Genomic DNA, 13,149 nt, shown 5'->3' with positions numbered 1-13,149 from the left:
CCATCCGGGAAAACCAGATCATAACACAGATCGTGCCGGCCAGGCGACGCCGAGACCTATCCGGCGATGCCAAGACCGGTTCATCCGCCGCCTTCAGCCGATCTTCTTCAGGCCGTTTTTGAATCGCGGTCCGTTGCCGACGTAGAATTTCGCGGCACTTCCCATCGCCACGACCTGCGCCGGATCGAGCGTGCGGATCACCCGCGCCGGCGCGCCGATGATCAGCGAATGCTCTGGAAACTGCTTGCCTTCCGTAATCACCGATCCCGCGCCAACGATGCTGCCGCGACCGATCCGGGCACCGTTCATGACGATCGAGCCCATCCCGACCAGCGCGCCGTCCTCCAGCGTACAGCCGTGCAGAATCACATTGTGGCCGACCGTGCAGTTCTTTCCGATCGTCAGCGGAAAGCCCCGGTCGGTGTGACAGGTCGAGTTGTCCTGCACATTGGAATTTTCGCCAATCTCGATCCACTCATTGTCGCCGCGCAACACCGCGCCGAACCAGACGCTCGCGCCCGTCAGCAAGCGGATCTTGCCGATCACCGTGGCGGTGTCGGCGATAAAGTAGTTTCCGTCCGAGGGGAATTCGGGCGCCTGCCCGTCGAGTTCGTAGATCGCCATGCCCAATTGATCTCCTGTTCGCGGAGACTCTGGCATAGCCGCCGAAGCGTTTACAAGCCAACGGGTCGCGCGAATGCGCGCCCGATGACAGGCTCCGTAGGGAACCGGTTCGCGTCGGGAAAACGCGTCGAAACGGGAAGCCTCAGGCCAATAGTCCGGCGGCGCGCAGCGTCATCAGGAAAAATGTGCCCGACATCAGGCTCCAGAACCCCGCCAGCACCGTCGCCATCATCACGAATTCGAAGCGGCGACGCTCGATCCGCGCCCCGCGCAGCGTATTGCGCATGATGATGAAGGGAGCGGCAAACACCAGGAATGGTACCGCGGCGAAGGTCTTGGGCGCCACGCCCTCCTGCAGCAACCCGAAACCCGCCGGTCGCTGCACCAAGGCCTGGTATCCGCTGGCGAGCGCGCCGGCCAAGGCGAAGCCTATGCACAGGGAGAAGAAGGAATTCAACGCATCAGGCGACATGACTGGGACTTCCGCTACACAGGGAACCTGCATGGCATCGCAAAATTGGGCGCCCGCCGCCACACTATCCTTAAGAAAAGGTTAACGCCGGAATCCGGAACCGCGGCTTGCACATGGCTTGCATCCGGCTCGCGCGGCAGCCGCAGCGCGAAAGCGTGCGGAAGTTCGATGCCGCGTGGCATATTTGGGGGTGATTCGGGGCTGGTCCCCGGACGCCCCCTCACGATGCCGGTTCATGACCATCTTTTCGACGGCCCAGCATATTGCTCGCACGACGCGCCGGGATCCCCGCGGCCACATGATCCCGCTGATGCTGGGCTGCGCGGTCGCATCAGGCGCGATCACGCTGGTCGCCTATCTGCTGTGGCCGACCTGGGAAGCGGACGTTTCCAGCGCTCCGGCACGGTTGCCGGTGAGCATCGGAGCTACCATCTTTAATGTCCCGCCCACCGCGGTGCGCATGAAAATCCAGCGTCACTCCGGGCCGCAGGAACGCGTCGATCTCAGCTTCTCTTTTCCTTCGCTCGAGGCGCCCGAGGCACCGAAACATTTCAGTGCCGATACCGTGGAAGACGCGATCCAGCCGATTGACCGGATCTTTGTGTCGATATCGGCGCATCACGACTCGCTGGCGCCCGATACCCGCGTGCGCACCATCTATCCGCGCTACCTCGAGCAGGCGGCTGCGCCCGCACAGGACGGATTGACGGAGCGCGCATTTCGTGACGGCTCGCCCTACGGCAACGAAGATCTGTTCCTGGCCGACGCGCCCGGTCTCAATGCACGCTGCACCCGGGACGCCGCTACCCCCGGAATGTGCCTGAGCGAGCGCCGCGTCGAGGGGGCCGATTTGATGTTTCGCTTTCCGCGCAGCTGGCTCGCGCACTGGCGCGACGTGGCCGATGCGATGGACCGGCTGACACAGCAACTGCATGGGCCAAAGGGATAGCGGAGCCGTAAGGTGCCATCACGGCCTGCGACAAACGCGAAGCGTTTGCGCAAGGCAGCGCGAGAAAGCGTAGCGACGAAGCAATCCGGCCTCGCCGCCCCGCAACCTCAGCCCTGCTCGACCAGATCGTCCTCGAGGATCGCCATCTGGAACTGAAACGAGCGGTCGTCGTCTTCATCATCGACGAACAGCACGCCGATGAATTCCTCACCGATATAGACCTCGGCGGAATCGTCCTTCTTCGGCCGCGGCACCACGCGGATCTTGGGATTGCCGAAAAGGCGCTTGAGATAGGCGTCGAGCTTCCTGACTTCCTGAACGTCCACGGCAGTCTCCAATACGATCTCTGGTTTTCCCGAAGTTTCTAGGACGGGACGAAGCGAACCGCCAGCCATATCCTTGGAAATCGTACAAGCAATTCGGATCGATTATAACTTGTGCGCAGCCCGATCGCAAAACCGATATCCACCCCGGACCGGTTCCCGGACTTTAATTGAAAAGGCCTGGATCAAAGCGCGTGCAAATCAAAGCCCGATCGCGTTGATCATCTGATCCATGGTGCGTGACGGCTCGGCGCAGCCGGCCTCGCCGACGATCTTGGCGGGAACGCCGGCCACGGTAACGTTGTGAGGCACGGGCTTCACCACCACCGATCCCGCGGCGATGCGGGCACAATGGCCGACCTCGATATTGCCGAGAATTTTCGCGCCCGCCCCGATCAACACGCCATGGCGGATTTTGGGATGGCGGTCTTCGTTTTCCTTGCCGGTGCCGCCCAGCGTGACGCCGTGCAGGATCGAAACGTCGTCTTCGATAACGGCGGTCTCGCCGCACACGAACCCTGTGGCATGATCGAGAAAGATGCCGCGGCCGATCTTTGCCGCGGGATTGATATCGGTCTGGAATACCGCCGACGACCGGCTCTGCAGATAATAGGCAAAATCCTTGCGGCCTTTTTGATAGAGCCAATAGGCGAGACGGTGGGTTTGCAGGGCATGGAATCCCTTGAAGTAAAGCAAGGGATCGATGAACCGCGAGGTCGCGGGATCGCGGTCATACACCGCCACCATGTCGGCCCGGAAGGCATTGCCGAGATCGGGGTCGTCGCGCAGGGCCTCGTCATAGGTCTGACGAATCAAATCACCTGATAGCGCCGAATGGTCGAGGCGCTCGGATATGCGGTGCACCACCGCGTCTTCGAGCCGTTCGTGATGCAGCACGGTCGAATAGATAAAAGACGCCAGCTCGGGCTCGCGGCGAACGATGTCTTCCGCCTCGCCGCGCACGCGATCCCAGATCGGATCGAGTGCCGCCAGTTTCGCACCCTGCGGGTTGATCTGATGCATTGCCATGACTGCTCTCTTAAGGCTGCTCTCGCGAACGCTATTTACCAGCCGACATATAGCACGATGGCTGGACTTATGTCCCAGGACACTTGCAGGACACTTGCACGACACTTACGCAAAGGTGAACGTCGGTCCAAGCTTCAAATGCGCGCTAAAACATTGAAGCGGCAGGTTTTCTGCGCGCAAACCGACGTCCGCCTTTGCCCAGGGCGTTGGTTCAAGGTGGTTGGGAATTTCAGGAAATCAAGCGCTCGGGAAGCGGCAATCAGGGGCGGCTGGACAAGAAATCCAGCACGCCGGTCTTGTAGACCTTGTCGCCGACCGCCCGCATATGGTCGCGATTGGGAATGTCGAGCACTTCGGCGGCCGGGATGATTTTTCCAAGCGCTTGCGCCGAGCCCGCGATCTCATCCGAGCTACCGACCGCGATCAGCACGGGCACCTTGATGGCGGCGGCTTCTTGCCTCGTCATCAGGCGCCGCGAACCGCGCAGGCAGGCCGCCAGCGCGCGGCGATCGGAACGGGTCTGGTCCGCGAAGGCACGGAACGTGCGCCCCACCGGATCGGTGACGTCCTCGAGCGCAGGCGCCTCCAGCGCTTGCGCGACGTTCTCGCCGGGGCCGCCGCCCTCGATCAGGCCGATCCCGATGCCGCCCAATATCGCCGATCGCAGCCGCTGCGGCTCACGCAGCGCCAGCTCCGCCGTCATGCGCGATCCCAGCGAATAGCCCATGACATCTGCGCGCTCGATGTTGAGATGATCCATCAGCGCGCTGATATCGCCGGCCATGATGCCGATCTCGTACTCGGCGGCGTCGTAGAGCTTGCCGGAATCGCCATGACCGCGATTGTCGAACGCGATGACACGACGGCCGTTTTTCTTCAGCTCCGAAACCCAGGTCGGATAGACCCAGTTCACATTCTTTGACGACGCAAAGCCGTGCACGAGCAGGATCGGATCCCCCTCGCCTTCGTCGAGATAGGCAATTTCAACAGCGCCGTTATGAAAACTCGGCATCATTCATTCCATGCTTTGGGGAAAGGATCGGTTTGTGGGGATGAGGATCGGTGATCGAAGGCCGCCTGCAAACCAGCCTTGAAACCAACCTTGTGTGCGAAACTAACCTTACGTTAAGGTGCCGGCCAGAGCCGGCTGAGCGGCAGCGGCCATCTGTTTTCGCAACCGCCGCGCCTTTTTGTGGGTGAGCCACGACTGGGTCAGGCGCTCGGTGGTGGCCTTGATCGATGACAGCAGGCCGAACAGCGCCAGCAGCGCGCCGAACACCCACAGCGACAGATCGAAGGCACCGGCCGCCAGCAGCAACGCGCCGCGGCCCAGTATTTTCAGGATCGCGCGGGTCTGACCACCCTTGGATTCCGCCAGCCGTGCGGCCCGCGCGACATCCTCCGGACCCTCGGCAATTCGCAGCGTATCGAGCGCGCCGCGCGCGCCGGCCTTCTCGCTGACGCGTCCGACGTCTTTCGCCAGCCGCACCAGCGCGCCGGCCTTCTCGGCATGGAAGGCGGCCCTGATCGCACTCACGGTCTGTCCCGGATGCAACACCGAGCCGGATGCGACCGCGTTCTGCAGCATCGGCGTATCGACCATGTCGCGGGCCGAGCGGCCGGCCCATTCGGTCAGCCCCTCGCCCAGCCGCCCGACCTTGCGGGCGTCCTTGACCAGCGTCAGACCGGCGCGCACCGGCGCCACGCCGCCGATCGAGACATAGGTTGCCGCGGTCACCGCCAGGCCGGCGGTGGCAAGACCCAGCACCAGCCGGTCGGTGTCCTCGCCCATCGCAAGGTGCTTGCCCTCGCGCACCACATCCCGGATGTCGCCGAACACAAACAGGTCGCCGGCGACCGTGCCCGACAGGCTCCCGACGTCGTCGGCATTTCCGGTCACGAGCCCGTTGGCAAAACGCTTTGCAAAATGCGACGACGAGTTTTCCTCCGCCACCGCATCGCTCACCCGTTGCGACAATTCATCGGGCAGGGAAACACCTTTCTCCCTGGCGAGATCGACAAAGCTCTCGGCGAGACCCGCATCATGGGCGGCGAGTGCGGCCTCGATATTCTCCGGGATGACGGTCTGGCCATTCCGCAGAGCAGAATTGAGCCCGATTTCGGAAAGAACCGCCGGATCGTCCTGCGCTGCCAGGGTGGCATAGGCGTCGCGGGCATGCGGCCACAGCACGGTCAGCGCATACCCGCTCACCGTCATGACAGCCAGCGCCATGGCAGCCGAAGTCCTGGCGATCCGCGACCGATTCATCCCGAAAAACCCAATCTATCCGCTTGCTATCCGCTTGGTACCTGCTTGCCTTCAAATGGTGTGCCGCTTTTAAGACACAACGGCCCCGACGAAAGAAGGGCTTCTCTGGGACGACAAGATTGTGTCGAATTTGCATGAGCAACTACGCCATCGGGGGCTTGTCCAGGGGGCGGAACTCTGGGGTTCCGGACACTAGGAATCAACTGCAGCCGTCAGTATGGTTGTGTCGCATGTCGACCATGCGGCTCGCGTCGATTGCGGCTCGTGTCGATTGCGTATGTCTCTATCCAAGGTGAATTCGATGTCCGATCATGTCGTTCCGCACTTCCACAACGATGCCGGCGTTTCCGTCATCGAGATCGGCTCGCAGGAGTTCATGTGCGTGGGCGCCAATCCGCCCTTCGATCATCCGCATGTGTTCCTCGATCTCGGCAACGACAATGAGATCATCTGTCCCTATTGCTCGACGCTCTATCGCTACGCCGCCGATCTCGCCGCCGGCGAAGCCCGGCCGCCGGAATGCGTGCTGAAAGACAAGGTCGCCTGATCGGTCAGTGGCGGTTTCACGCACCATCATCGTCGCTGGTGCCGGGATCGGGGGATTGACGGCAGCACTGGCGCTGGCGCGACAGGGTTTTCGCGTGGTGGTGCTGGAAAAGGCCGAGCGGCTCGAGGAAGCCGGCGCCGGCCTGCAGCTGTCGCCGAACGCGAGCCGCGTGCTGATCGATCTCGGCCTGCAACCACGGCTGGCCCCCCGCGCGGTCACCCCCGACGCCATCAGCCTGATCAGCGCGCGAAGCGGTGGCGAAATCGTTCGCATGCCGCTCGGCGACGCCGCGACATCTCAGGCCGGCGCCCCCTATTGGGTGGTGCATCGCGCCGATCTGCAGGCCGCGCTGCAGGCCGAGATCAACGACAATCCCGATATCGAATTGCGGCTCGGCTGCCAGTTCGAGGATGTCGGCACCCACGCCAAGGGACTGACCGTGGTCCAGCGCAGCGGCATGACGCGCCAGCAGGAACTGGCGCTGGCGCTGGTCGGCGCCGACGGCATCTGGTCCACGGTGCGGCAGCATTTGTTTCCACAGGTGCAGCCGCAATTCTCCGGGCTGATCGCCTGGCGCGGAACGCTCGATGCCACGCAATTGCCGCGCGAATACACGTCCCGCCGGGTCCAGCTGTGGATGGGACCGAACGCGCATCTGGTGGCCTATCCGATCGCGGGCACGCGCCAGATCAATGTGGTCGCGGTGGTCTCGGGGACGTGGAACCGGCCGGGCTGGAGCGCGCCCGGCGAGCCCAATGAAATCAAGAACGCATTTGCAACCACGCGATGGCCCTCCGGCGCGCGGATGATGATCGGTGCCGTCGATGGGTGGCGGAAATGGGCGTTATTCACCGTCCCCGATGGCGGCGAATGGACCAAAGGCGCGGTGGCCTTGTTGGGGGACGCAGCTCACGCCATGTTGCCGTTCGCCGCGCAAGGCGCGGGCATGGCGATCGAGGACGCCGCGGTGCTGGCCAAATGCCTCGGTGAAACCCAAAACGAAGGCGGGCCGACCATTGCTGCCGCGATGCAACGCTATGCGCGCCGGCGCCGCTCGCGCGTCAGCCGCGTTCAGCGCGCCGCGCGGCAGGCCGGACGCATCTATCACCTCACCGGCCCCATGGCTTTCGCGCGCGACCTCGTGATCAGGGCGATGGGGCCGAGGCGCATGCTGGCGCGACAGGACTGGATTTACGACTGGCAGGCGTGAGCCACCTCACGAGCGTTGTCGGGTCTGATCAAATCAGAACCGGCGCTTCAAACTTTTTTGCGTTTTGTTCACGCGCCCGAAAACGCTCTGCGCGTCAATAGACCGCGTTGTCGGACCGCGAATGTGAATGCGCCGGTTTGTCCGTTGCAGGCGGCGTGGCCGAGGCCGCCGGTGCTGCGGCTGCCGGCGGCGTCTCGTGACATTTGTTGCGCCGCCAGGCTTCCTCGGCCAATTTGGCCTGGGCTCGTACCGAGATGTATTCGTTGCGGTAGGCGAGCTCGGCCACGACAGGACCGGCGACGCCGGTCTGCGCCTTCGCCATCAACCCCTGCAATTCCGCGGCACGGGCGGCGTGACCCTTGCGCTCGGTCTCCAGTCGCTTGCAGTCGTAAAGCTCGTATTTGGCGGGATCGGCAAACGCTGACACCATGGTGTCGTTCATGTCGGCGCAGCCGCCAAGCCCAACGCCAAGCCCAACGCCAAGCCCGACGCCGAGCACGCGCAGCGTCAGCGCGGCGACGGCGCGCCGCGGCAACCTGATATGGGCAGGCAAGGCGATCATAGGCCCCTGATAAACCGACAATGTTGAGATTGCCTAAAGCAGGCACAGGTGTCCGCATTGAGGCTTTGCGTTGTCGGGCGCGCTCGCTTAAGGAGAGGACGCGTTCTTTAAGGCCCAGCCCAATTCCATCGGGCCCAAAAACGCGCTAAGTATCTGATCTCGTGACCAAAGCGGACGTGGCGGAACTGGTAGACGCAAGGGACTTAAAATCCCTCGATGGCAACGTCGTGTGGGTTCGAGTCCCACCGCCCGCACCAGCCTGATCTGGATTCGGATTCACTGCAAAAAACCTCGAACCAGATCGCACGCTCGGTAACTCGTCGGAAGTCCTTCGCCATCTCAGGGGTTCGCAGCAAATGGCAACGCGTCCCAGCGCCCGCAGCCGCGTGGGCAAATCACGGATAATCTTATCAAAGGTTGTTTGTTGAATAATTACTCTCTGGTGTTGCGCGACGGTGAGGCCGGCACAGTCTCGTTCGCGGCGGGTCCGTTGACCGGCGCATAACGATACGCCGCGTCGAAACCGAGCTCTTCCCGCACCTGCCAAATCGTCCCGACCGGGGCCGAGCGGGTCTCGGTCACCATCCAAATCTTGTCGCAAAACACCTCAACGACCGGACGAACTTTCACGTCGACGGTCCTTCGAGGATGACGTTGTCAGCATCAGATGTTGGGCCGCGGTGCGGGTCGCCGAATGACTCGTTCCGGCCCGGTGCGGTTCTGAGGTGCCGGCCACCAAAATTATTCTCTATCCGGGCACCCGCGCAAACACATCCGTCTCCGCGAACGTCGCATCGGCTTCTGCCAGGCACAGCTTCTCAACCGGCTAAAATGTGCATGTCATGCGCTCGTAAATAATCTGTAAGCAGGCCGCCACAATACGGATGATAGAAAACATTACGCTGATTTAAGAACCGCCAATAGCCATCATCATTTCTCTGAGCGGCCCGGCTGCGCCAGGTCGGAGTGTATCTATGCCTGATCCGGGCGCGTCTTCGCGTGGCTGGCTGCGTCGCATCGGCGCAAGTCGCTTCGTAACAAGTCGCTTGGCAAAAAGTCGCTTGGTAAAACGACTGCCGGTTGGCGTTGGCTTCCTCGTGGCTGGCGTCATTGGGCTCGGCGCCGACAGCCTGGTGGCGGTGCCCGGCGCAAATGGTTTGGCTCAGGCGCCGCAGCCGCCACGAGAATTCTGCGAGAGGCCCGCGTCCGGCAGCGCCGTGCCGGAGCCGCGTGACCTTCGCAGTCACGACGGCGTATTGCAGGTCGATCTGGCCATTCACAACAGCCGGCAGCCGGACGGCTCGACCCGCTACTGTTACCTGACGCCCGACGGCGCATTGTCACCGACGTTGCGGGTCAAGCCGGGCGATCTCCTGATCCTGCGCTTCAGGAACGATCTGACCGACCTTGCGACAGCGCTCCCGGGTGCGGATCAGCCTCAAGCGCTGCCGTTCCCGGCGCCGCTATGTGTTTCGAAAAACATCTCCGATCCGTGCGGCAGCGGCGCCATGCGGCCGACCTCGGCCAATCTGCACTTCCACGGCCTCACCGCGCCGCCGGTGTGCCATCAGGACGATGTGCTGAAAACCTCGATCCAGCCGGAAGATCCGCCGTTCGAATACCGCTTGCGCATTCCCGCGGACGAGCCACCCGGAGTCTATTGGTATCACCCGCATATTCACGGCTACAGCAAGATGCAGGTGCTCGGCGGGGCGTCAGGCGCGTTGATCATAGAGGGCGTGGAGCGGGCCAATCCGGAGCTCGCGGGCCTGCATGAGCGTCTGCTGGTGATCCGCGATCAGGACCTTTTGAACCCAGACGCCCCGCCTTCAAAATCCGAGCCCGTTGTCCCGAAAAACCAGATCGACAACGACGGCGACGCGGCCAACAACGGCACCGGCTTCGGCAAGCCCGCGAAAGACCTGTCCGTCAACTTCGTGCCGGTGCCTTATCCCGATTATCCGCCGGCTTCTTTGAAGATGAAGCCGGGCGAGCGACAGCTCTGGCGGGTCCTCAACGCCTCGGCGATCACGTATCTGAACCTCGCGGTGCTGTTCCGGCACGCCCCGCAACCGCTCGGCATTGTCGCCATCGACGGCGTACCGATACATTTCAACGGCAGCCCCGCGCCTTCCGTCGAGTGGGTCAATCACATCGGAGTGCCGCCTGGCGCCAGAGTCGAGCTGATCGTCGAAGCCCCGCCTCTCGGCGTGCCGGCGCTGCTGGTGACGCGGGCGGTCGACACCGGGCCGGCCGGTGAAAACGATCCCAATCGCGCTCTGATATCGATCACGGCCGCCGCCGATGCACCTGAACCGCAGGCGATGCTGCCCTCCAACCCCGAACCGCTGCCGCCCGCTGCCCGCCCCTGGATCGGGAATGCGGCCCCCGTACGCATCAGGAAATTGTACTTCTCCGAGCGACCGGAAAATCCGAACGACCCCAACAGCCCCACGACATTTTACATCACCCTGGATGGCCAGAAGCCGAAGCCGTTCGATCCGCAATCGGATGTTCCGGACATCGTCGCCAGGCAAGGCGACGTCGAGGATTGGATCATCGAGAATCGCTCGACCGAATTGCACGACTTCCACATACACCAGCTTCACTTCCAGCTGCGCGAATGGTCCGGCGTTGCGGTCAACGAGCCGTTCGTGCGCGATACCGTCAGCATTCCCTACTACAACGGCCGCGCGCTGCAATATCCGAGCGTGCGGCTGCGCATGGACTTTCGCGATCCGAACATCGTCGGCACCTTCGTCTATCACTGCCACCTCCTGGAGCACGAGGACGGCGGCATGATGGGAAGAATCCGCGTCGAGCCCGCGGACACCGCGGTTTCCACCCTGTCGTCAAGACAGTTCACCAGAGGAGAGCAGTATGAACAGAAATAAGCGTAAGTCTCGTCTACTAAACAGTTGCGGCATCGGGCTGAGCGCGCTGGCGATAGGACAATTCTCCCTCAGTCCGGCGTTTGCGGGCGGAACACCAAGCCCGGCTGATTTTTACACCAAATCACCCATCAGGCACGTTATCGTCATCATCGGCGAGAACCGCAGCTTTGATCACGTGTTCGCCACTTACGTGCCGAAGCAGCCATGGACCAGCGTCAACAACCTGCTATCGCAGGGCATCGTGAAGCTGGACGGCAACAAAAATGCGATTCCCGGTCCCAACTTCCAGTTGGCCCATCAGCAGGCCGCGAAGGACATGGGTGCGACGGACGCGTTTCTGTTGAGCCCGCCGAAGCAGAATTTCCCCAGCGACCAGCTGCCGGCCCCGCTGGTCGGCGGCCCCAAAGTCTCTTACATTCCCAATGAATGCAGCAGCAGCACGCCGATTACACAGTGCGAGCCGAGCCTGGCGCTTGCCGAGCAATCGGAATCCGGATTGGAGCAGAGCTATTATCAATCGCTCCTGACGGGCGGCACCGGTCAGACGTCGAAGACGCCCGACCAGCGCATCACCTCGGTCAACACTCTGCCGGCCGGGCCGTTTCAGCTGACCAACGGCAACAGCTTCCCCTACACCAGCTACGCAGCCAGCCCGGTGCATCGTTTCTACCAGATGTGGCAGCAGCTGAACTGCGCAAAGAGCTCCGCCAGCCGGGACAATCCCTCGGGCTGCAACGGCAATCTGTTCGCCTGGGTCGAGGTGACCGTCGGAGCGGGTACCAACGGCGCGACGCAGCCCGCGAACTTCAGCACCGAGTATTCGGCTAGCGCAACCACCACGGGGGAAGGTTCGACGTCGCTCGGTTTCTACAACGTGCAAAAGGGTGACGTGCCCTACTTCACGAGCCTGGTGGACAAATTCGCGATGAGCGACAATTTCCACCAATCCGTCAATGGCGGCACCGGCGCCAATCACATCATGTTCGGTCATGCCGATGCGATCTGGTTCAGCAACCCCAACGGCCAGCCGGCCGTGCCCCCGAACGGTGTGCAGGTGTTCACCGGCACCCCCGATGCCGGCACAGTCAATGAGGTGGAAAACCCCAATCCGGCCCCCGGCACCAACAACTGGTACACCGAGGACGGTTACGGCAACAGCTTCAACGCCGGTTTTGGACCGCCCTACTCCGCCGCGCCGGTCTCCGGCGGCGGTTCCTACAGCAACTGCTCCGATCCGGCGCAGCCCGGCGTCAAGCCGATCTTGAATTACCTGCAGTCGCTGCCCCGCCCGATTGATCCCCGCTGCGAGCCTGGCCACTATTATCTGCTGAACAACTATAATCCGGGCTGGTTCGGCAACGGCAAGAACGCCTACATCGACAACAATCCCGCCAATACGCCCTTCACCATTCCGCCGTCGTCGACGCGCAGCATCGGCGATGTCCTCAACGACCGGAATATCTCCTGGAAGTACTACGGCGACCAGTGGAACAACTACATCAACGATCCCTATCAGATCAATTACGGTACGCCAGGGCCGACGGCCGATGAGTACTGCAACATCTGCAACCCGTTCCAGTACGACACATCCATCATGTCCCATCCGGATCAGGTCGCAGAGCATATCCAAGACTCGGTGAACCTGTACGCGGATATCAGCAGTCACCACCTGCCTGCAGTTTCGATCGTCAAGCCGAGCGGTTACGTCGACGGTCACCCGTCGTCTTCCAAGCTCGACCTGTTCGAAGGGTTCACCAAGAAGATCGTCGATCAGGTACAGGCTTCGCCTTATGCGAAGGACACTGCCATCTTCATCACCTTCGACGAAGGCGGCGGTTATTATGACTCGGGCTACGTGCAACCGCTCGACTTCTTCGGCGACGGCACCCGTATCCCGCTGATCGTGGTTTCGCCGCTTGCAAAGCAAGGATATATCTCGCACGAGTACGCGGACCACGTCTCGATCATCAAGTTCATCGAGCGTAACTGGAACCTGCCGACGATCACGCAGCGTAGTCGCGATAACTTCCCGAACCCGCAGGCCGAGCCCAGCCATCCCTATGTGCCGCTCAACAGTCCGGCGATCAGCGACCTGTTCGACTTCTTCGACTTCGCCGAGTTCCACTAGCGGTCCGAAGCGATCGAAGCCGGCGACCGCCAGATCGTCAGCCGGCGATCACGAACCACCCCTATCGGCCGCCCTCCCGGGCGGCCGACGCTTTTGGGTCGTTCGGTCAACCCGCGTCGGCGATCGCGATCGCTGTCAATGA

The 13,149-nt window shown here is 62.3% G+C and carries 13 protein-coding genes and 1 tRNA gene; 6 read left to right on the top strand and 8 right to left on the bottom strand.

Annotated elements, in window-relative coordinates:
• Positions 1–93: 93 nt before the first annotated feature.
• Positions 94–624, bottom strand: coding sequence for a gamma carbonic anhydrase family protein (locus tag ABR948_RS09075; protein ID WP_428116115.1), 531 nt, complete (start codon positions 622–624; stop codon positions 94–96).
• 142 nt (positions 625–766) lie between these two features.
• A complete protein-coding gene (locus ABR948_RS09070; protein WP_428116112.1) occupies positions 767–1,096 on the bottom strand; it encodes a DUF6949 family protein in 330 nt (109 codons plus the stop codon).
• Positions 1,097–1,331: 235 nt separating this feature from the next.
• On the opposite strand from ABR948_RS09070, the gene ABR948_RS09065 reads away from it, so the two are divergent.
• Complete coding sequence (locus ABR948_RS09065; RefSeq protein WP_428116109.1) at positions 1,332–2,045, top strand: hypothetical protein; 714 nt, start codon at positions 1,332–1,334, stop codon at positions 2,043–2,045.
• Positions 2,046–2,152: 107 nt separating this feature from the next.
• On the opposite strand, the gene ABR948_RS09060 is transcribed toward ABR948_RS09065, so the two are convergent.
• The 4 genes from ABR948_RS09060 to ABR948_RS09045 all read right to left on the bottom strand — a co-directional run bounded on the left by ABR948_RS09060 (position 2,153) and on the right by ABR948_RS09045 (position 5,630).
• On the bottom strand, positions 2,153–2,371 hold the full coding sequence (locus ABR948_RS09060) for a DUF3126 family protein (protein ID WP_079543740.1): 219 nt from the start codon (positions 2,369–2,371) through the stop codon (positions 2,153–2,155).
• Between the two features lie 198 nt (positions 2,372–2,569).
• Entirely contained in the window at positions 2,570–3,397 is an 828-nt protein-coding gene (gene cysE / locus ABR948_RS09055) for a serine O-acetyltransferase (RefSeq protein WP_428116105.1), read from the bottom strand.
• 259 nt (positions 3,398–3,656) lie between these two features.
• Complete coding sequence (locus ABR948_RS09050) at positions 3,657–4,409, bottom strand: alpha/beta fold hydrolase (RefSeq protein ID WP_428116102.1); 753 nt, start codon at positions 4,407–4,409, stop codon at positions 3,657–3,659.
• A 108-nt stretch (positions 4,410–4,517) separates the two neighbouring features.
• Positions 4,518–5,630 (bottom strand): hypothetical protein, encoded by a 1,113-nt coding sequence (locus ABR948_RS09045; protein WP_428116099.1) that lies wholly within the window; start codon positions 5,628–5,630, stop codon positions 4,518–4,520.
• A 337-nt stretch (positions 5,631–5,967) separates the two neighbouring features.
• Between ABR948_RS09045 and ABR948_RS09040 the strand changes: the two genes are divergently transcribed.
• Positions 5,968–6,213: a zinc-finger domain-containing protein gene (locus ABR948_RS09040; RefSeq protein WP_159008881.1), complete on the top strand. Its 246-nt coding sequence runs from the start codon at positions 5,968–5,970 to the stop codon at positions 6,211–6,213.
• A 7-nt stretch (positions 6,214–6,220) separates the two neighbouring features.
• Positions 6,221–7,423, top strand: coding sequence for an FAD-dependent monooxygenase (locus ABR948_RS09035; protein WP_428116096.1), 1,203 nt, complete (start codon positions 6,221–6,223; stop codon positions 7,421–7,423).
• Positions 7,424–7,517: 94 nt separating this feature from the next.
• Here the strand turns inward: ABR948_RS09035 and ABR948_RS09030 are convergent, their stop codons facing one another.
• The gene (locus tag ABR948_RS09030) at positions 7,518–7,985 is read right to left on the bottom strand and encodes a twin-arginine translocation pathway signal (RefSeq protein WP_428116093.1); all 468 of its coding nucleotides are present in this window, start codon (positions 7,983–7,985) and stop codon (positions 7,518–7,520) included.
• A 170-nt stretch (positions 7,986–8,155) separates the two neighbouring features.
• Between ABR948_RS09030 and ABR948_RS09025 the strand changes: the two genes are divergently transcribed.
• Positions 8,156–8,242, top strand: a tRNA-Leu gene (locus ABR948_RS09025).
• A gap of 175 nt (positions 8,243–8,417) precedes the next feature.
• Here ABR948_RS09025 and ABR948_RS09020 read toward each other — a convergent pair.
• Entirely contained in the window at positions 8,418–8,615 is a 198-nt protein-coding gene (locus ABR948_RS09020) for a hypothetical protein (RefSeq protein WP_428116090.1), read from the bottom strand.
• A gap of 467 nt (positions 8,616–9,082) precedes the next feature.
• Between ABR948_RS09020 and ABR948_RS09015 the strand changes: the two genes are divergently transcribed.
• Together ABR948_RS09015 and ABR948_RS09010 are read left to right on the top strand one after the other, a co-directional pair.
• Complete coding sequence (locus tag ABR948_RS09015) at positions 9,083–10,879, top strand: multicopper oxidase family protein (protein ID WP_428116087.1); 1,797 nt, start codon at positions 9,083–9,085, stop codon at positions 10,877–10,879.
• A 175-nt stretch (positions 10,880–11,054) separates the two neighbouring features.
• A complete protein-coding gene (locus ABR948_RS09010; RefSeq protein WP_428116083.1) occupies positions 11,055–13,007 on the top strand; it encodes an alkaline phosphatase family protein in 1,953 nt (650 codons plus the stop codon).
• Positions 13,008–13,149: the final 142 nt, after the last annotated feature.

The organism is Bradyrhizobium sp., assembly GCF_050014615.1.
Classification (GTDB): domain Bacteria; phylum Pseudomonadota; class Alphaproteobacteria; order Rhizobiales; family Xanthobacteraceae; genus Bradyrhizobium.
This window is presented reverse-complemented; position numbering and strand designations above follow the sequence as displayed.

Excerpts from the sequence above, each read along its gene's own strand:
- ABR948_RS09075 (WP_428116115.1), bottom strand. The coding sequence starts at position 624 with ATGGCGATCTACGAACTCGACGGGCAGGCGCCCGAATTCCCCTCGGAC.
- ABR948_RS09070 (WP_428116112.1), bottom strand. The coding sequence starts at position 1,096 with ATGTCGCCTGATGCGTTGAATTCCTTCTTCTCCCTGTGCATAGGCTTC.
- ABR948_RS09065 (WP_428116109.1), top strand. The coding sequence starts at position 1,332 with ATGACCATCTTTTCGACGGCCCAGCATATTGCTCGCACGACGCGCCGG.
- cysE (WP_428116105.1), bottom strand. The coding sequence starts at position 3,397 with ATGGCAATGCATCAGATCAACCCGCAGGGTGCGAAACTGGCGGCACTC.
- ABR948_RS09050 (WP_428116102.1), bottom strand. The coding sequence starts at position 4,409 with ATGCCGAGTTTTCATAACGGCGCTGTTGAAATTGCCTATCTCGACGAA.
- ABR948_RS09045 (WP_428116099.1), bottom strand. The coding sequence starts at position 5,630 with ATGGCGCTGGCTGTCATGACGGTGAGCGGGTATGCGCTGACCGTGCTG.
- ABR948_RS09040 (WP_159008881.1), top strand. The coding sequence starts at position 5,968 with ATGTCCGATCATGTCGTTCCGCACTTCCACAACGATGCCGGCGTTTCC.
- ABR948_RS09030 (WP_428116093.1), bottom strand. The coding sequence starts at position 7,985 with ATGATCGCCTTGCCTGCCCATATCAGGTTGCCGCGGCGCGCCGTCGCC.